The organism is Arcobacter defluvii (genome assembly GCF_013201725.1).
GTDB lineage: Bacteria > Campylobacterota > Campylobacteria > Campylobacterales > Arcobacteraceae > Aliarcobacter > Aliarcobacter defluvii.
In genome coordinates this window covers 2,677,214-2,696,296 of the sequence record NZ_CP053835.1, presented here as the reverse complement: position 1 = coordinate 2,696,296, position 19,083 = coordinate 2,677,214, and the positions used below count along the sequence as shown (strand labels likewise).

The following is a 19,083-nucleotide window of genomic DNA, read 5'->3' as shown; positions in this document are numbered from 1 at the left end:
AGGAAATGGATGAAAGTAAGCGTTCCAGCTACTAGTGCAAATTTAGGACCAGGATTTGATTGTTTAGGTCTAGCAATTTCTATGAAAAATCAAGTTATAATTAGACCATCTAAATTTCATAGTGTATCTTTAAAAGGAGAGGGTGCTAACAATCCAGCCTTGAAAGATAACAATATGTTTATCTCTATTTTTAATGATTTTTATCATAACTTATCACATAAAAAAAGACACTTTAGATTTGAATTTCAAAATGAAATTCCTTTATCAAGAGGTTTAGGAAGTTCATCTGCAGTTATTGTTTCTGCAATTGCAAGTGCTTATGCAATTGAAGGAATAAAACTTGAAAAAGATAAACTACTAAATCTTGCACTTGCCTATGAAAGCCATCCTGATAATATTACACCAGCTGTAATGGGTGGATTTAATGTTGCTTGTGTACAAGAAAATGAAGTAAAATATATTAATAAAGCTATACCAAAAACTTTAAAAGCAGTAATTGTTGTCCCAAATAGAGCAATTTCAACTCAAATGTCAAGAAAAACATTGCCTTTTAAATATTCTAAAGAAGATACTGTTTTCAATATTTCTCATTCCTCTTTATTAACTGCAGCTTTTATGGCAGAAGATTGGGAAATGTTGAAATACGCATCAAATGACCAAATCCATCAAAAATATAGAATGAAACAAATGCCTGAACTTTTTGACGTACAAAAAACTGCACTTAAAGAAGGTGCTTTAATGAGTACATTATCTGGTTCTGGGTCAACATTATTTTCGATGACTTATTCTGATGATAGTAAAAATTTAGAAAAAGCATTAAAACTTAAATTTCCTCATTTCAGAGTATTCACTGTTGATTTTGATAATGTTGGAGTGAGAATAGAAATTTGATTATTTTTGATATTAAGTATAATTTGGGTATAATAATTGGCTAGTTTGAAAAAAATCTTAAGAACATGCATAATATGTAAGGGTAAGTTCGAACAAAAAGAGCTATTAAGATTAAAATGTGAAGATAAAAAATTGTCTCTGTATGACAATAAAGGTAGAAGTTTTTATATTTGTAGTGAATGTAAAGTAAATTTACAATTAGATATAAATGGAAAAGATTATAAAAAATTTGAAAAATCACTTTGTAAAGAGTGTAAAAATAAAGATAAGTATGTCACACAACTTAAGGAGATGCTAAGAGATGTCAGATAAAGTAAGAGTTTATGAAATTGCAGAAGAAGCGGGAGCAAGTAGCCAAGATGTTATTGCAAAAGCTAAAGATTTAGGAATAGAACTAAAATCACCGCAAAGTGCAGTATCATTTGAAGATGCTGAAGAAATTGCAACCTATATAATGACAGGAAAAAGTTCAAAAATTTCTAATAAACCAGCTTCAAAAGAAAAAAAAGTAATTAAAAAAGAAGAAAAGATAGAAGAAGATAAAAAACTAGAAAAAATAGTTGAAAAAGAAGAAAATGTTGAACTTATAGAAAAAAAAGAGAATGAAGTTAGAAAAAAACCTGAATTAAAAAAAGTAATAATCTCTAAGCCTGTTTCAAAAACTCCTTTAAGAACTCAAGATGAGATGGAAAAACCTGACGTAAATCCTGATAATGCGAATAAAATTATACCTAAAAGAAGAGGTTTAGTAATTATTAAAAAGAAAAAGCCAAAAGAAAATGTAGAAATTAAAACTTCTTTTGATGCAGAAACTCAACCAAAAAAACAAATGAAATCTTTAAGTGAAATTTTAGGTGGAAATGAAGAAGATGAAAAATTCAATAATGACAACTCTTTAAGTGCAGAAGAATTAAGAAAAGCTAAAAATAAAAAAGAAAAAAAGAAAACTATTGTTAAACCTCAAGATCATGGGAAAAAACTTGATGTAAATAGAGAATATTCAGATGATTTTGTAAGTTCTGATGATTCTTTACTTGGAGAAGAAGTAGTTTTACTTGATATGGACTTAGGTGATTCATTTAAAATTTTTGATGAACCAAAACCACAAAATCCTGCAAAACAATCAAGAAGTTCAAGACCTGCAGCATTTGGAAATACTCCACAAGGTTTAAAACGAGGAAAAAGAAAGAAAAGAATTTCAAGAACACAAGAAATTGCAGAAATTAAAGAAGTAACTATTCCTGAAGATATTAGAGTTTATGAATTTGCAGAAGCTTGTGGTAAATCACCAGCTGAAGTTATTACAGTACTATTTAGTTTAGGAATGATGGTTACAAAAAATGACTTTTTAAAACAAGATGAGTTAGAAATTCTTGGTGAAGAATTTGGAATAGAAGTAACTGTAAAAGATGCTTTGGAAGATGTTAATTATGTTGAAGATTACTTAGGTGAAGATATAGATGAAGGTTCATATGTAACAAGACCTCCTGTTGTAACAATTATGGGTCACGTTGATCATGGTAAAACATCTTTATTAGATAAAATAAGAAGTTCTAAAATAGCTGCTGCAGAAGCAGGTGGAATTACACAACATATTACTTCTTATACTGTTACTAAAAATGGACAAAAAATTACTTTTGTTGATACTCCAGGTCACGCAGCTTTCTCTGCGATGAGAGCAAGAGGAGCTAATGTAACAGATATTATTATTATTGTTGTAGCTGCTGATGATGGTGTTAAAACACAAACAGAAGAAGTTATTTCTCATGCAAAAGCTAGTGGTTGTCCAATTATTGTTGCTATGAATAAAATGGATAAAGAGACTGCTAATCCAGATATGGTAAAAGCTCAAATGGCAGAGCATGATTTAACACCTGTAGATTGGGGTGGAGATACAGAATTTATTGGTGTATCTGCAAAAACTGGAGCAGGTATTGATGAATTATTAGAAAATATTTTAATTCAAGCTGAACTACTTGAACTTAAAGCAGATCCAACTGCTAAAGCAAAAGCTACTGTAATTGAGTCTTCTTTAGAAAAAGGAAGAGGTCCTGTTGCAAATATTATTGTTCAAAATGGTACCCTAAGAATTGGTGATAATATTGTTTGTGATACTACATTTGGAAGAGTTAAAGCAATTACTGATGATAGTGGAAGAGCTGTTAAAGAGTTAGGGCTTTCAGAAACAGGAACGGTTTTAGGACTTAATGAAGTTCCAACAACTGGTTCATTTATGGTTGCAATGGATTCAGATAAAGAAGTTAGAGATATAGCAACAACAAGAGCTGAACATGCACGAGCAAAAGAACTATCAAAATCTACTAAAGTATCATTAGAAGAAATGAGTGGATTAATTGCTGAAGGGAAAATAAAACAATTACCAGTTATTATAAAAGCAGATGTTGGTGGTTCTTTAGAAGCTATAAAAGGATCATTAGAAAAAATTGCAAATGATGAAGTAAAAGTAAAAGTAATTCATGCAGCTGTTGGTGGAATTACTGAATCAGATTTAATATTAGCTGGTGCAAGTGATGGTTGTATTATATTAGGATTTAATGTAAGGCCAACAGGTTCAGTTAAAGCAAAAGCAAAAGCTGATGGAATTACAATCAATACTTATTCAATTATTTATGATTTGATTGATGATATAAAAGATGCATTATCTGGAATGATGAGTGCAGTTATTAGAGAAGAGAATACCGGTCAAGCAGAAGTTAGAGATACATTTGTTGTTCCAAAAATCGGAACTGTTGCAGGATGTTTAGTAACTGACGGTAAAGTAATTAGAGGTGGGCATGCAAGAATCATTAGAGATGGCGTAGTTATCTATACTGGTAAAATTTCATCATTAAAAAGATTTAAAGATGATGTTAAAGAAGTTGCAAATGGTTATGAATGTGGTATTATGTTTGAAAAATTCAATGATATAAAAGTTGGAGATTTTATCGAAACATTCATCCAAATCGAAGAAAAAGTATCTGTAGATAATTAATGAAAAGTATTAATTTACAAAGAACAGAATCTTTACTTATGGAGTTGATTCCAGAAGCTTTATCAAATTTGGCAGATGCTAGGATAAATTCACTTCCTATAACAGGAATCAATTGCAAAAACGGAAAATATGATGCAATTGTATATTTTGATGGTTCTGATTATGATAAAAATGAAATAAAAGAAATTATATCATCTTTAATAAAAGCTAATGGAAGATTAAAAACACATATATTAGCAAGTACAGGTTGGTATAAATGTCCAAATTTTACATTTGTTAATGATACATCTTTGGAAAAATCAAAACATATAGAAGATTTATTTGCCCAAATTAGAAAAACAACAAAGAGTGAAGAATAATGAATTTAGAAGAATCAATAAAATTAGCAGTTGAAAGTTTAGGCGCAAACTTGTATGACATAACAACTGCAAGAGAACATGATAAAAATATTTTTAGAGTTTCTGTTACAGCTGATAGTGGGATTAGTTTAGATAAATGTGCTGAAATTTCTAGAATGATTTCTCCGATATTAGATGTAAATGAACCAATGAATGGAGAGTATGTTTTAGAAGTAAGTTCTCCAGGAATAGAAAGAAAGTTAAAAAAGAAAGAACATTTTATTGCATCAGTTGGTGAGAAAGTTAAAATAAAAGATTTCTCAACAGAGGTTTATAAAGGTGAATTGATTTTTGCAGATGATGAAAAAATCATAATTAAAACTGAATTTGGCGAAGATGAATTAACATATGACTCTATATTAGCAGCTGCTACTTATTTTGAATGGTAAAATTAGAAGAGTCATCTTTTCTAATTTTAACAACTAATTAAAACTACTTAATATATACTACTTTCCAAATTTAAATTAAAGCGAATATTATAATGAAAATAGATGATAATTTTTATATGAAATTAGCAATTGATGAGGCATGGAAATATCAACTTTTAACTTATCCTAATCCTGCTGTGGGTTGCGTAATTGTTAAAGATGGAAGATTACTTGCAATTGAAGCTCATAAAGAAGCTGGCATGCCACATGCAGAAATTAATGCACTTAAATCAGCATATTTAATTGAAAATCCAAACTCAATATTAAAAACAAAAAATAATTCACAAGAAATCCATAATTTTCTTATAGAAAATCACGATGGTTATTTTAATGATTGTGAAATTTTCGTAACACTTGAACCTTGCAATCACATTGGAAAAACTCCATCTTGTGCAAATTTATTAAAAGTATTGAAACCAAAAAGAGTAATTATTGGACATGAAGATATAAATAAAATTGCGTCAGGGGGCGTACAAACGTTAGAAAGTGCTAATATTGAAGTTAGTCTAAGATGTATGGAAAAAGAAGCATATAATCTTTTGTATCCATTTATAAAATGGAGTAATGGAACATTTATTTTTTATAAAATGGCACAAACTTTAAATGGTTGTATAGATGGTACTATATCATCAAAGATGAGCCAATTATATGTACATACATTAAGAGATAAAGTAGACCTTATGCTTATTGGCGGAAATACTGTAAGAATTGATAAGCCAACTCTTGATGCGAGATATATAGGTGGACGGGCACCGGATATTATGATTTATAGTAAGAATAAAATATTTGATAATGCTATACCATTATTCAAAGTAGCTAATAGAGAAGTATTTATAAGTGATGATTTATTTAAATTACTTGATTACAAATTTGTTATGGTAGAAGGTGTCTATAAATTAATGAATATATTAAAAGAGAAGATTGATTATATTGTACTTATTGTTAGTCCAAAAATTAGAAATGGAATTAATGCTTTAAATGAAATTGATATAGATTTTGAGATAGTACATGAAAATTATCTTGGAGAAGAAAAAATTATATATTTAAAAAGAAAATAGTAGCAAAGCTACTATTTTACTTTTTCTAAGTATTCACCAGTTCTAGTGTCAACTTTGATAATATCACCTTCTAAAATATGGAAAGGAATTTGTACAACGGCACCCGATTCTAATGTTGCTGGTTTTCTTCCACCTTGAGAATCACCTTTAAAGTTTGGTGGTGTTTCTACAATTTTAAGTTCAACAACCATAGGAGGTTCAACAGTGATCGCTTTACCATTATAATACATCATATCAACATTCATTCCATCGATAATCCAATCAAATGCTTCACCAACTTGTTCATATGTTAAACCTTCTTGTTCATAAGAAGTTGTATCCATAAATTGTAATAATTCACCATCATCATATAAAAATTGCATTTGTTTTTGTTGTAAGTTAGGCACTTCACATTTATCACCTGCATGAAAAGTCTTTTCAATAACTTTTCCATTTAAAAATGATTTTATTTTACATCTAACAAATGCAGCACCTTTTCCTGGTTTTACATGTTGGTATTCTGTAATTTTATAAGGAACTCCATCAACTTCGATCTTTAATCCCTTTTTTAATTCACTCATTCCAATCGCCATATTCTCTCCTTAAATTTCGGCATAAGCAACAGCAATTGCTGCTTCTAAATTATCAAGTTTTTTTAATATATCTGAATTTGGTTTTTCATCTAAAAGTATTACAGCTAATGCACCATCTTTACCTCTTGATAATCTAAAGTCAGCAATATTAATATTATTATCACCAAGAATTCTACCAACTTCACCAATAACACCTGGTACATCGTTATTTCTCATGATAATCATTTTACCTTTTGGTTCAATATCTAATTGGAATCCACTTAATTCAACAATTCTTTGAACATCATCATTAAATACAGTTCCAGAGATTGTTTTTACGCCAGTTGGCGTTGTAATTTTAATTGAAACTTTGTTTTGATAGCCACTTAAATTTGATAATTCAGACATTGTTAATTCAATGCCTTTTTCTTTTGCAATAAAATTTGCATTAACATAATTTACTTCGCTTCCAGAACTAACAGCTAAAACACCTACTGTTGCAAATGTTTGTAAAGAGTCTAAATATTCAGAAATTTTACCTTCAGCTGAGATATTGATTGATCTAATTTCACTTTTACTAATTTGTGCTAATAAAAATGCCATTTTTTGTGTTAATTCAATATATGGTTTTACAAATGAAGGAATTTTACTTTCATCTATTGGTAAATTTAAAGCATTTGGATATGCAATTCCACGTGCAGATTCTATAGCATTATTTGCAGCTTGAATAGAAATCTCTTTTTGAGATTCTTTTGTATTTGCACCTAAGTGAGCAGTTACAGTTATATTTGGTAAATCTAGTAAAGGATTATTTATTGCAGGTTCTTTTTTAAATACATCGATTCCAGCCATTGCAATTTTTCCAGATTTTAGGTTTTCATATAATGCTTCTTCGTTATATAATCCACCTCTAGCACAATTTATTAAAATTACACCATCTTTCATTTTAGCAATTTCTTCAAAACTAATCATATCGATAGTTTCTTTATTTTTTGGAGTATGAATTGTAATAATATCACAAGCTAAAATATCATCAAAACTAGTTGTATATTTGATACCTAAATCAGTTGCTTTAGTTGAAGGAATATATGGATCGTATGTTACAACATCCATTTCAAATGATTTAGCTCTTAATGCAACTCTATGTCCAATGTTACCAAAACCGATAACTCCTAATTTTTTTCCATAAAGTTCATTTCCATACCAATCTTCTCTTTTCCAAACTCTATCATTTTTTAATTGATTATGAGCATATGGAAATTTTCTCATACAAGATAACATATGAGTCATTGTTAATTCTACTGCTGCAATTGTGTTTGCAGTAGGAACATTCATTGCAATAATTCCTCTTTTACTACATCCATCAATATCAACATTATCATATCCAACACCAGCTCTAATAATAGCTTTCAAATTTGTTGCTGCATTTAAAAATTTTTCATCTACATCAGTTGAAGATCTTGTGATTGCTACATGAGCATCTTTTATAATATTTAACAGCTCTGTTTTATCTATATCTGCTGCATATACATAATTTACATCTTCAGTATTTTGAAGTATTTGTAAACCAGCTTCATGTATATGGTCACAAACTACTATTGTATGTTTACTCATTTAAATAATCCCTATTATTTCATTTGATCTTTTAAAATATCACCTAAAGTCATAGATGAATCATCATTAACAGATTTTAAAACTTCTCTTTCTTGTTGTTGCTCTAATCTTTTTACTGATAATCTAACTCTATTTTTTTTAGTATCAATATTTACAATAACAGCTTCAACTTCGTCACCATTTTTAATATCATCAGGATTTAATGGTCCAAAATCTTCATTTCTAATTAATCCATCAAGATTATTTTCTAATTTTATAAAAATACCAAAATCTTTTGTATCTTTAACAGTTCCTTTTACAATATCACCAATTTTATATGTATCTTGGAATCTTTTTGCTGGAGAATCAGCTATTTCTTTAACTGATAATGAAATGTTTTCTTTTTCTTTATCAATTTTGATAATTTTTACTTCAACTTCATCACCTTTTTTAAAGATAGTTTTACATTTAGCATTTGGCTCCCAAGAAGCTTCTTCATTATGTAATAAACCATCAACTTCACCAATTGAAACAAAAGCTCCAAAATCAGTTAAAGTTGCAATTTTACCTTTAATTACATCTCCAACTTTGTGCTCATTAGTAAATTTAGTGAAAGGTTTTTCTTGTAAATTTTTTAGTGATACTCTTAATCTTTTTTGCTCAACATTTAATTCAATAACTTCAACATTGATTTCTTCACCAATTGTTAAAAGTTCTTTTGGATTTTTTAAGTTTTTATTCCATGAAATTTCAGAAATATGTAATAATCCTTCAATATCATTTCCTAAATCAACGAATGCACCATAAGATTCAAAGTTAGAAACAGTTACAGTAATTGTATCACCAACTTCTAATTCATCTTTTATTTCTTCCCAAGGATTAGACAGTGCAGCTTTAATTGATAATGATAAGTGTTGTTTTGCTTTGTCATAAGATAAAACTACAACAGAAACTTCATCACCTTCATTGTAGTAATTTGCAGGATTAACAGGACCTTTATAAGAAATTTCATTGTAGTTTACTAAACCATCAATTCCACCTAAATCAACAAACATTCCATAAGAAGTAATTTTTTTAATGATACCATTTACAGGTTCTTTATTTTCTAAAATTTCTGAAACTTTATTGTCTTTTACAGCTTTTGATTCTTCTATTAATTTTTTTCTTGATACAATAATTGAATTTTGAGCTTTATTTACCTTGATAACTTTAGCTTTTACAGTTTTTCCAATTGCACCTTGTGCTTTTAGATAAGATTGTGCCATAGGCATGAAATATTCACAACCATCAGCATCTTCAATTATAAAACCACCTCTTTGTTTAACAGAAATGATTTTACCTTCGATTGTTACATCTTCAAAATCTTCACCATGAGCTTTTACAAAAGCATCAAATTTTTCTTTTTGTAAAACTTTTTTATGTGAAATACTTGGTCTTTCCCCTCTATTACCCATTAACATAACAGGGATAGTGTCTCCAACTTTATATTTTATTTCACCACCAATTGTAATTTCTGAAATAGCTAATTGACCTTCAATTTTTTGACCAACATCAACTAAAACTCTTTCATTAGTAATTTCAACAATTACACCATCAACCACAGAATTATTTTCTGCATTCTCAAAAGACTCATTTAGCATTTGCTCAAAATCAAAGTCTTCACCTAAATCAATATCTTCGATACCCATTTTATTCCTTCATATTTACCAGTTTTATTAAATGGGAAGATTATACAGAAAATTGACTTAAAACTCTTATTTGAATGATTTTATTTTATCTACAACTTGTTGAATAATCCAGTCAGGAGTACTTGCACCCGCTGTTATACCACACAATTTTTTATTTTCAAACCATGAATTATCTATTTCTATTTCATTTTCAATTAAATATGAATCAGGGCAATTTTCTATACAAATAGAGTGTAATTGTTTTGTATTTGATGAATTTTTACCACCTATTACAATCATAATATTTACTTCTTTTGATAGTTCTCTTGCTGCATCTTGATTTTCAAATGTTGCATCACAAATTGTATTAAATACTCTAACTTCTTTATTTTTTAGAATCAGTGCATTTACAATTTCAAGATATTTTTCTTTTTTTTTCGTTGTTTGTGCAATAGTTGCAATTTTATTATTTTTAAATACAATTTTATCTAAGTCTGAAGTTTCAAGTACAATATGAACATCTTCTTGGTCTTCTCCATATGATTGAACACCTTTTACTTCAGGATGATCAGCATCTCCAAAAATAAGAATAGAATATCCTTCTCTTGACATTTTTTTTACTATTTGTTGAGGAGTAGTTACAAATGGACAAGTAGCATTTATAACTTTAGCATTTAGTTTTCTTAAATTTTTTAAATCATTTTTTGGAATACCATGTGTTCTAATAATAACTGTATCATTCTCTTTTACATCATTTAAATTTGTGTATAAACCAACATTAAAATCATTTTTTAATCTATTTATTTCATCTTGATTATGAATTAATGGTCCCATTGTTGAAGAATTTTTGTAATCTTCTGCAATTTTTATGGCTCTTTTTACACCAAAACAAAATCCATAATTAGATGCTAATTTTATTTCCATTATTTACCTTATTTATATAACGAATCTACAATCTCTTTAAAATTTGGAAAAGAAGTTTCTATACATTGAGTATCTTCAATATCCATATCACAATTTAATCCAGCAATTGCAAAACTCATTGCAATTCTATGATCTCCATGAGAATTTATTATTGCTTTTTGCATAATTCCACCGATAATTTCATAACCATCTTCAAATTCTGTATATTCAACACCACAAAGTTTAAGGTTATTTACTACACTTGAGATTCTGTCGCTTTCTTTTACTCTTAATTCTTTTGCATTTGAAACTTTTGATTTTCCATTTGCTAAACTCATTGCAATTGAAAGAGCAGGTAATTCATCAATTAACCAAGAAATATTTTCACTAACTTCAACTCCATTTAATTCATTATTAATAACTTCAATATCACCTATTGGTTCATAAATATTTTCTTTTTCAATAAAATTAACTATAACACCCATTCTTTTTAAGACTTCATAAGCTTCAATTCTTGTTGGATTCAATGTTACATTTTTTATTAAAACTCTTGCATTTTTTGTAATTGCTGCTGCAACTGCAAAGAAAAATGCTGAACTAGGATCAGTTGGAACAGTAATATTTAAAGGTTTTAAATGACCTGTTAGTGGATGAATGTTAATAAATCCTTCAGAATCATTTTCTAAAGTTGCACCCATACCTTTTAGCATTCTTTCTGTGTGGTCACGTGTAAGTTCATTTTCTTTATATCTTGAAATACCATTTGCTCTTAAAGCTGCAAGTATCATTGCTGATTTTACTTGAGCAGAATCTACTGGTGAGTGATAAGTAAATGGTTGAAGTTTTTTTACTCCTCTTATAAATAAAGGAGCTTTATTTCCATTTTCTCTTCCATCAATTAATGCACCAATACTTCTTAAAGGATCAGCTACTCTTTTCATTGGTCTATTTCTTAAATATTTATCACCTGTTAGTGTAAATGCTCCATCAACACTAGCTAATAAACCACAAAAAAGTCTCATTGCAGTTCCAGAGTTTCCACAATCTAAAACATCTGATGGCTCAGTTAATGTTTGTGTTGGAGTTATTTCAACATAACTTCCATCTCTTTTTATTTTTGCACCAAGTTGTTCTACAATACTTAAAGTATTTAAAGTATCTTCGGCTGTTAAATAATTCTTAATATAAGAAGTTTGAGAAGAAAAAAGTGAAAACATCGCACATCTGTGAGATATTGATTTATCACTTGCGATAGAATCTATTTCTATATTAAATGGTTTTGTTAATTTTTTTATACTAAATTTTTCCACTCTTTTCCTTTTTTATTATCTTAATCCGATTGACAATTTCTCATTTAAAACTTTTAAAATCGAATTCATTGTTGTTGTGATATCTTCTTCTTCCATTGTTTTTTCATCATTTTGTAAAACAAATCTAATTGTTAAGCTTTCATTTTCACCTAGTTTTTCATCATTATAAATATCAATTAAATTAAATTGTTTGATATTTTTATCATTTAATGAATCAATTACTTTTTTAATCTCTTTGTATTCTAATGATTTAGGTGTAATAATACTTAAATCTTTTTTTGATGATTGGAATTTTGAATATGAAGTTGTTTTAATAATGTCATTTTTGATTGCTTCAAAATCAATCTCTGCAATAAAAGTGTCACTTAAATCATAATCTTCACAAACACTTGGATGTAATTTTGAAATAAATCCTACAATTTTTCCATCAATTAAAACATTTGCATTTTGATATGGATGAATAAAAGAATTATCTATTGAAATCATCGCTTCTAAATCAAATTTTCCAATTGTATTTAATATTTTTTTTGCAAATGAAAAGAAATCAATATTTTTAGGTTTTCCAGCATTTGAAAAATCTTCAAGTTCAGCTGAACCTGTTTGGATAAATGAGATTTTTTTGCTTTCTTGTCTATTTTCATCAAAAACTGTTCCTATTTCAAAAAATGCAGTTGAACGTGCTCCAATTTTAAAATTATTTGCACAAGCTTCAACAAGATTTAAAAGTATAGTTGTTCTAAATGTATTTAACTCTTTTACAATTGGATTGATTAAATCTAATTCATCTCTTACAGTTTTAAATTTATATTTTTCTAAATTTTCTTTTGAAGAAAAAACATAAGTTAATGTTTCAAAGAAACCATTCTCAATAGCTTTAAATCTTAATTTATTTTTTTTGATTAAATCATTTGATGTTTTATTTACTCTATTTACTTCATCAATTTGTAGTGGTTTTGAAATAATATTATCAATACCAATTATTCTAACTATTTCTTCCGTAATATCTGCAATATTTTTTATATCATGTCTATAATAAGGAACTTTTACAACTAAAATATTATCAATTGTATCTTTTACTTCAAATCCTAAAGAAACTAAAATTTTTTCTATATCAATTTTACTTATTTCTTGACCAATAATTGAATTAACTTTTTTAATACTTACATCTAAAGTTAATTTTTCTTTATCTTCTATAAAAGTTTCACTTCCTCTATAAATCAAAGCTCCTGATTTTGAAATAAGGCTAGATAAATAGTCAATTCCAAAATCAATATTGGGTTCACTTCCTCTTGAAGCTTTATAATAAACTTCTCCAGTTTTTACTTTGTTTTCAAAAACTTTTTTTGATATTAATTCTGGATTTACGTAAGAAGCTTCAATAATAAAATCTGTATCATTTTGATCAATATCATTATGTTCAACACATATTTTACTCAAGGATTCTATTCCATAAACAGTATCAAATCCCTTTTCATCTTTTTTTATATTTAAAATACTTAAATTATTATTTTTTAAAGTTTTTTCTTTTGAGTAGGCATTTAATATCACACCTGTTGAATGTGTAACATAAGTTAAAACATTTTTAATTTCATTATTATCTTGATATTTTCCAATAATCGCAGTTCTAAATTTATATAATAAATTTAATTTAAAATTTGAAAAATCAACAGCTTTAAATGATAAAGATGAATCAATATTACTGTCACATTCTATTTCAAAAACTTGACCAATTCCTAATTCATTATAATTTATTTGTTTATCAATTTCTAATAAAGGGATATTATAATAAGCACTTAATTCTCTAGCAATTCCATAAATACTTAAACAATCTCCTCTGTTTGCTGTTAATCCAATCTCTATTACTGAATCGTTTAATTTCGAGTATTCTTTTAGCTCTTTTCCAAGAATTAATTCTCCAATTGAATTATCTAAAACTAAAATTCCATCATTGATTTTAGGAAGATTAAGTTCAGTAGATGAACAAATCATACCATTTGATTCAACACCTCTTAATTTTGCTTCTTTAATAATAAAGTTATTTCCTAAATCACATCCAACAGTTGCAACTGGAACAAATTGATCTGCATCTACATTTTTTGCACCACAAACAATTTGTACAGTTCTATCACCTAAATCAACTTGACAAATATTTAGTTTATCTGCATCAGGATGCTTAACTTTTTCTAAAACTTTTCCAACAACAACTTTTTCTGCAACTGAAAAATTTTCTACACTATCAACTTCAAGACCAATAGAGTTTAATGTTTTACAAATTTCATCTGATGAAATTTTAGAAATATCAATAAATTCTTCTAACCAACTTTTTGTAATAATCATTTGAATTGTCCTAATAATCTTGTATCACTTTCAAATAGTGATCTTAAATCTCCAATATTGTGAATTAGCATTGCAAATCTTTCTATACCTAATCCAAAAGCATAACCTGATTTATTTTCATAGCCAACAGCTTTGAAGACATTTTCATCGACAACACCACATCCTAATACTTCAAGCCAACCTGTATGTGAACAAACTCTACAACCTTCTCCTTTACAAAATACACAAGAAATATCAACTTCTGCACTTGGTTCTGTAAATGGGAAAAATGAAGGTCTAAATCTAACTTCAACATCTCCAAACATATGCTGTAAAAATTCAACTAAAACATGCTTTAAATTTGCAAATGAAACTTTATCTGCCTCATCTACAACTAACGCTTCAATTTGATGAAACATTGGTGTATGTGTAATATCAAAATCTCTTCTAAATACAGTTCCTGGCGCAATCATTCTAATAGGAGTTTTTTGGCTTAACATTGTTCTAATTTGTACAGGAGAAGTATGAGTTCTTAATAATGTGTAATCTTTATTATAAAATGTATCTTGCATATCTCTAGCTGGATGATATTTAGGTAAATTTAAAGCTTCAAAATTATGAAAATCATCTTCAACTAAAGGACCTTCTTCTACTGCAAAATTTAAATTTTGAAAATATCTAATTATTCTATCCATAGTTTCAACAACAGGATGAGTTGCTCCACAAGATAATTCATTATTAAATCTTGTTACATCAATTTTTTCTTTTTCTAATTTTTTATTTAAAGCTTCTTTTTCTAAAACAATTTTTTTTGTTTCTAAAGCTTCTGTTATTAGGCTTTTTTGTTTATTTAAATTTTCTGCAAAAATTTTTTTTTCTTCGTTTGGTACACTTTTCATTTTAGCAAATTCTAAAGTTAAAATACCTTTTTTACCTAAAGTATCAATTCTTAAATTTTCTAACTCTTCAAGTGAAGCTGCATTGGCAATTTTTTCAATCCACTGTGTCACTTTTTTCTCCCTAAATATATAAATAATTATTGTTGATTTAAATTATTTGTATCTGTATTTTTGGGATTATACTTAAAGATTTATTAGAGTTTGGTTATAATATTTTACTATTTAATTTCAAGGAAAAAGAATGTGTATATTCTGTAAAATTGTAAAAGGTGAAATACCAAATCAGACTATTTTAGAAGATGAAAATTTTTTAGCATTTAATGATATTAATCCAACAAGAAAAATTCATGTTTTAATTATTCCAAAAGAGCATTACGATTCATTTGACGTTATTCCCCCAAATATTATGTCTGGTATGACTGAATTTATCCAAAAAGTTGCTTTAAAACTAGATGTAAAAGAGAGTGGTTATAGATTAATTACAAATATTGGTAAAGATGGTGGACAAGAAGTACATCATTTACATTTTCATTTAATTGGAGGAGAGCCAGTTGGAAGGCTTGTAAGAGATAGACAAGATATGTAATTCTTGTCTATGTTATTTTTCTTCTTGAAAAGAACCTAAGTTCATTATTTTTTCATATTTTTTTTGAGATCTTTGCGCTGGAGTTAATTTTTGTAATTCTTCTAAAGAAGTTAAAAAATACTCTTTTAGAGCTAATATTGCTTCATCTCTTTGTCTATGTGCACCAATTAGTGGTTCATTTATAACATCATCAATTAAATTTAAATCTTTTAGATTTTCTGCTGTTATTTTTAGTGCATTTGCTGCTGTTTCAACTTTTGCAGGATCATTCCATAAAATTGCGCTACAACCTTCTGGTGAAATAACTGCATATACTGAATATCTCATCATTGCAAGTTTATCTGCAACTGATATTGCTAATGCTCCTCCTGAACCACCTTCTCCTATTACAACAGAAATAGTTGGTGTAGTTAAGTCAGCAAATTCATAAAGATTTTTAGCAATTGCTTCACTTTGATTTCTTTCTTCTGCACCAATTCCTGGATATGCACCTGGAGTATCAACTAATAATAATATAGGAATTTGAAATTTATCTGCCATTTTTGCAGCTCTTAATGCTTTTCTATATCCTTCAGGACTTGGCATACCAAAATTTCTGAAAAGTTTATCTTTTGTTCCTCTTCCTTTTTGTTCTCCAATAACTAATACTTTCTGTGTTCCAATATATCCAAGATAACATACTATTGCATGATCATCAACATAATGTCTATCACCATGAATTTCATAAGAGTCTGTTAATAATCCAGAAATATAATCTAATGCATAGGGTCTATCTGGATGACGAGCAAGTTGTAATTTCTGATAGTCATTTAAGTTTTTAAAAGTTTTTTCAACTTCTTTTTCTAATTTTTTTTCTAAAATCTCTACTGCATGTTCATCAGCTTTAGTTTTAGCAATTATTATATCTTCTTCAATTTTTTTGATTTTATCTTCAAATTCTAAGTAAGCTGCCAAAGTTTTTCCTTAAAAAAAAAAGAGCCAATTTTAAATTAGCTCTTTAATAGTTAGGTTTGTTTAAATTTATTTAATATACTTTTTAAAAATAACAGAACCGTTTGTTCCACCAAAACCAAAATTATTACTCATTACAGTAGTTAATTCAGCTTTTCTTGCAATGTTAGGTACAATATCTATATCACAATCAGGGTCTTGATCATCAACATTAATTGTTGGAGGAATAATACCATCATTTAATGCTTTTATAGCCATAATAGCTTCAATAGCACCAGCTGCACCTAAACAATGACCAATTTGTCCTTTTGTTGAAGAAACTGGAGGACACTTTTCTTTTCCACCAAATAATTCTTTAATTGCTGCCGTTTCATTTTTATCTCCAACAGGAGTTGATGTACCATGTGCATTAATATAATCAATTTTTGGATACTCTCCCGTAATATTCTTAACCATTTCAAATGCAGCTTTCATTGCTCTTAGTGGACCATCTACAACAGGAGAAGTAATATGATTTGCATCACCTGACTCTCCAAATCCAATAATTTCACAATAAATTTTTGCATCTCTTGCTAATGCAGATTCTAAGTCTTCAATTACAAGTGCCCCAGCACCTTCTCCCATAACAAAACCATCTCTGTCTTTATCAAAAGGTCTTGAAGATTTTTTAGGTTCATTATTTCTTGTTGATAATGCTTTCATTGCAGCAAATCCACCAACTCCTGCACCACAAATTGCACTTTCTGCACCAACAACTAAAATTCTATCTGCACCATTTAACATAATAGTTTTAACACCATCATTTAATGCATGAGTAGAAGCTGCACAAGCTGTAACATGAGCTAATGAAGGACCTTTTAGATTATGTTCAATAGAAATAAATCCACTTAACATATTTGCTAAAGAAGAAGGAATGAAAAATGGTGATATTTTTCTTGAACCTTTTGTTTCACAAACTACTGAGTTTTTTTCAATTGTTGATAATCCTCCAATACCTGAACCAGAAATAATACCAAATCTTTCAGCAATTGATGAGTCAACTTTTTTATTTTCTTGTGTTACATATCCTGAATCAATCATAGCTTCAAGCGCTGCTTTTATACCTAGTTGTATAAATCTATCAGCTTTTTTAACTTCTTTTTTATCCATAACTGTAGTTGGATCAAAATCTTTTACTTCTCCAGCTATCTGAACTGAGAAATCACTTGCATCAAATAGTGTTATAGTATCTATACCACAAACTCCATTCACAACTGCTTCGAAAGAATCTTTTACGTTATGTCCTGTTGAATTAATAGTACCTATACCTGTTACAACAACTCTTCTCATTTAAATATGCTCCATGTTAATTATTTGAATTATTCAATCTTTTTACAAAAAACTCAATAGTTTAAATATAAATAGAAGAGGTTATCTTCTATTTAAAGCGTATAAATTACGCGTTATTTTCGATGTATTTTATAGCATCAGCAACAGTTAAGATTTTTTCAGCATCTTCATCTGGGATTTCAATGTCAAATTTCTCTTCTAAAGCCATAACAAGTTCAACTACATCTAGTGAATCAGCACCTAAATCTTCAATGAATTTTGAATCTTCTTTTACTTCTGCTGGATCACAATCTAATTGCTCAACAACTACTGCTTTTACATCATCTAATAATGCCATATTTATTTCCTTTTATAAATTTATCTTTGTATTATAACAAAAAAGTTTTTAAAAACTCTTTTAAATTATATATTTAAACTTTTTAATAAAATATTAAACGTATAATCCACCATTAACTTTTAGTATTTCTCCTGTAATATATGAAGAATGATCACTTAATAAAAATGCGACAGCATCAGCGATTTCTCTTGGTTGACCAAATCTTGAAAGAGGAATGTTTTTTTCATATTCTGCTTTTATTTCTTCTTTTAATTCATGAGTCATATCTGTTTGAATAAATCCAGGAGTTACAGCATTATATCTAATACTTCTAGCTGCAGCTTCTTTTGCAAAAGATTTAGTCATGGCATTTAGTCCACCTTTTGATGCTGAATAATTAGTTTGTCCAGGATTTCCCATTTCTCCAACAATTGAAGAGATATTAACAACTGAACCAAATCTTTTTTTCCCCATTACCTTTAAAGCTTCTCTACAACCAATAAATGCAGAAGTTAAATTTGCATTTATTACATCATTAAAATCAGCAACACTCATTCTTAAGGCTAATTTATCTTTTGTAATACCTGCATTATTAACTAAATAAGATAATTCTCCATCTGCGTCAACAATTGTTTTAATTGCATTTGAAAACTCTTCTTCATTAGTCACATCTGCTTTAATAATAGCTGCTTTTCCGCCTGCTATTTCAATATCATTTTTGATTTTTTCAGCAGCTTCAGCTCCACTTCTGTAATTAATCCAAACTTTTAGTCCAAAATTTGCAAGTGTTTTTGCTATTTCTGCCCCAATTCCTCTACTTGCACCTGTAACTAATACATTAGAACCTGAAAATTTCATTTTAATCCTTTTATTTTTACATAAACTATATATTATA

Annotated in this window: 17 protein-coding genes; 6 read left to right on the top strand and 11 right to left on the bottom strand. The window is 28.2% G+C overall.

Annotated elements, in window-relative coordinates:
* The first annotated feature begins 9 nt into the window (after positions 1-9).
* The 5 genes from thrB to ribD all read left to right on the top strand — a co-directional run bounded on the left by thrB (position 10) and on the right by ribD (position 5,767).
* Positions 10-891 carry a homoserine kinase gene (thrB, locus tag ADFLV_RS13470; RefSeq protein ID WP_014475256.1) on the top strand — a complete coding sequence of 294 codons (882 nt, stop codon included), beginning with the start codon at positions 10-12 and terminating at the stop codon, positions 889-891.
* Positions 892-1,192: 301 nt separating this feature from the next.
* Positions 1,193-3,883, top strand: coding sequence for a translation initiation factor IF-2 (gene infB, locus ADFLV_RS13460; protein ID WP_129010873.1), 2,691 nt, complete (start codon positions 1,193-1,195; stop codon positions 3,881-3,883).
* Positions 3,883-4,242 carry a 30S ribosome-binding factor RbfA gene (rbfA, locus tag ADFLV_RS13455; RefSeq protein WP_014475253.1) on the top strand — a complete coding sequence of 120 codons (360 nt, stop codon included), beginning with the start codon at positions 3,883-3,885 and terminating at the stop codon, positions 4,240-4,242. Before infB ends, rbfA begins: the two co-directional genes overlap by 1 nt.
* Positions 4,242-4,670 carry a ribosome maturation factor RimP gene (gene rimP, locus ADFLV_RS13450; RefSeq protein WP_129010874.1) on the top strand — a complete coding sequence of 143 codons (429 nt, stop codon included), beginning with the start codon at positions 4,242-4,244 and terminating at the stop codon, positions 4,668-4,670. Before rbfA ends, rimP begins: the two co-directional genes overlap by 1 nt.
* Before the next feature lie 92 nt (positions 4,671-4,762).
* On the top strand, positions 4,763-5,767 hold the full coding sequence (gene ribD, locus ADFLV_RS13445) for a bifunctional diaminohydroxyphosphoribosylaminopyrimidine deaminase/5-amino-6-(5-phosphoribosylamino)uracil reductase RibD (protein WP_129010875.1): 1,005 nt from the start codon (positions 4,763-4,765) through the stop codon (positions 5,765-5,767).
* Between the two features lie 11 nt (positions 5,768-5,778).
* Here ribD and efp read toward each other — a convergent pair whose 3' ends face one another.
* The 7 genes from efp to pheS form a co-directional block, all read right to left on the bottom strand.
* Positions 5,779-6,339 carry an elongation factor P gene (efp, locus tag ADFLV_RS13440; RefSeq protein WP_014475250.1) on the bottom strand — a complete coding sequence of 187 codons (561 nt, stop codon included), beginning with the start codon at positions 6,337-6,339 and terminating at the stop codon, positions 5,779-5,781.
* Between the two features lie 9 nt (positions 6,340-6,348).
* Positions 6,349-7,932 carry a phosphoglycerate dehydrogenase gene (serA, locus tag ADFLV_RS13435; RefSeq protein ID WP_129010876.1) on the bottom strand — a complete coding sequence of 528 codons (1,584 nt, stop codon included), beginning with the start codon at positions 7,930-7,932 and terminating at the stop codon, positions 6,349-6,351.
* A 14-nt stretch (positions 7,933-7,946) separates the two neighbouring features.
* On the bottom strand, positions 7,947-9,599 hold the full coding sequence (locus ADFLV_RS13430) for a 30S ribosomal protein S1 (RefSeq protein WP_014475248.1): 1,653 nt from the start codon (positions 9,597-9,599) through the stop codon (positions 7,947-7,949).
* 66 nt (positions 9,600-9,665) lie between these two features.
* The gene (locus ADFLV_RS13425; RefSeq protein WP_129010877.1) at positions 9,666-10,502 is read right to left on the bottom strand and encodes a 4-hydroxy-3-methylbut-2-enyl diphosphate reductase; all 837 of its coding nucleotides are present in this window, start codon (positions 10,500-10,502) and stop codon (positions 9,666-9,668) included.
* An 8-nt stretch (positions 10,503-10,510) separates the two neighbouring features.
* Positions 10,511-11,791, bottom strand: a complete 1,281-nt coding sequence (gene aroA, locus ADFLV_RS13420; RefSeq protein ID WP_129010878.1) for a 3-phosphoshikimate 1-carboxyvinyltransferase — start codon at positions 11,789-11,791, stop codon at positions 10,511-10,513.
* 15 nt (positions 11,792-11,806) lie between these two features.
* Positions 11,807-14,128 (bottom strand): phenylalanine--tRNA ligase subunit beta, encoded by a 2,322-nt coding sequence (pheT, locus tag ADFLV_RS13415; RefSeq protein ID WP_129010879.1) that lies wholly within the window; start codon positions 14,126-14,128, stop codon positions 11,807-11,809.
* Entirely contained in the window at positions 14,125-15,117 is a 993-nt protein-coding gene (pheS, locus tag ADFLV_RS13410) for a phenylalanine--tRNA ligase subunit alpha (protein WP_014475244.1), read from the bottom strand. Before pheS ends, pheT begins: the two co-directional genes overlap by 4 nt.
* A gap of 130 nt (positions 15,118-15,247) precedes the next feature.
* On the opposite strand from pheS, the gene ADFLV_RS13405 reads away from it, so the two are divergent.
* Complete coding sequence (locus ADFLV_RS13405; protein ID WP_014475243.1) at positions 15,248-15,592, top strand: histidine triad nucleotide-binding protein; 345 nt, start codon at positions 15,248-15,250, stop codon at positions 15,590-15,592.
* Between the two features lie 12 nt (positions 15,593-15,604).
* Here ADFLV_RS13405 and accA read toward each other — a convergent pair whose 3' ends face one another.
* The 4 genes from accA to fabG form a co-directional block, all read right to left on the bottom strand.
* Positions 15,605-16,546, bottom strand: a complete 942-nt coding sequence (gene accA, locus ADFLV_RS13400; RefSeq protein ID WP_129010880.1) for an acetyl-CoA carboxylase carboxyl transferase subunit alpha — start codon at positions 16,544-16,546, stop codon at positions 15,605-15,607.
* 66 nt (positions 16,547-16,612) lie between these two features.
* Positions 16,613-17,872 (bottom strand): beta-ketoacyl-ACP synthase II, encoded by a 1,260-nt coding sequence (locus ADFLV_RS13395; protein WP_129010881.1) that lies wholly within the window; start codon positions 17,870-17,872, stop codon positions 16,613-16,615.
* A 106-nt stretch (positions 17,873-17,978) separates the two neighbouring features.
* On the bottom strand, positions 17,979-18,209 hold the full coding sequence (gene acpP, locus ADFLV_RS13390; protein WP_004510944.1) for an acyl carrier protein: 231 nt from the start codon (positions 18,207-18,209) through the stop codon (positions 17,979-17,981).
* A gap of 93 nt (positions 18,210-18,302) precedes the next feature.
* Complete coding sequence (fabG, locus tag ADFLV_RS13385) at positions 18,303-19,046, bottom strand: 3-oxoacyl-ACP reductase FabG (RefSeq protein ID WP_129010882.1); 744 nt, start codon at positions 19,044-19,046, stop codon at positions 18,303-18,305.
* Positions 19,047-19,083: the final 37 nt, after the last annotated feature.

Bases quoted from the DNA above. Each gene is read 5' to 3' on its own strand.
- thrB (WP_014475256.1), top strand. From the start codon at position 10: ATGAAAGTAAGCGTTCCAGCTACTAGTGCAAATTTAGGACCAGGATTT.
- infB (WP_129010873.1), top strand. From the start codon at position 1,193: ATGTCAGATAAAGTAAGAGTTTATGAAATTGCAGAAGAAGCGGGAGCA.
- rbfA (WP_014475253.1), top strand. From the start codon at position 3,883: ATGAAAAGTATTAATTTACAAAGAACAGAATCTTTACTTATGGAGTTG.
- rimP (WP_129010874.1), top strand. From the start codon at position 4,242: ATGAATTTAGAAGAATCAATAAAATTAGCAGTTGAAAGTTTAGGCGCA.
- ribD (WP_129010875.1), top strand. From the start codon at position 4,763: ATGAAAATAGATGATAATTTTTATATGAAATTAGCAATTGATGAGGCA.
- efp (WP_014475250.1), bottom strand. From the start codon at position 6,339: ATGGCGATTGGAATGAGTGAATTAAAAAAGGGATTAAAGATCGAAGTT.
- serA (WP_129010876.1), bottom strand. From the start codon at position 7,932: ATGAGTAAACATACAATAGTAGTTTGTGACCATATACATGAAGCTGGT.
- ADFLV_RS13430 (WP_014475248.1), bottom strand. From the start codon at position 9,599: ATGGGTATCGAAGATATTGATTTAGGTGAAGACTTTGATTTTGAGCAA.
- ADFLV_RS13425 (WP_129010877.1), bottom strand. From the start codon at position 10,502: ATGGAAATAAAATTAGCATCTAATTATGGATTTTGTTTTGGTGTAAAA.
- pheT (WP_129010879.1), bottom strand. From the start codon at position 14,128: ATGATTATTACAAAAAGTTGGTTAGAAGAATTTATTGATATTTCTAAA.
- ADFLV_RS13405 (WP_014475243.1), top strand. From the start codon at position 15,248: ATGTGTATATTCTGTAAAATTGTAAAAGGTGAAATACCAAATCAGACT.
- ADFLV_RS13395 (WP_129010881.1), bottom strand. From the start codon at position 17,872: ATGAGAAGAGTTGTTGTAACAGGTATAGGTACTATTAATTCAACAGGA.
- acpP (WP_004510944.1), bottom strand. From the start codon at position 18,209: ATGGCATTATTAGATGATGTAAAAGCAGTAGTTGTTGAGCAATTAGAT.
- fabG (WP_129010882.1), bottom strand. From the start codon at position 19,046: ATGAAATTTTCAGGTTCTAATGTATTAGTTACAGGTGCAAGTAGAGGA.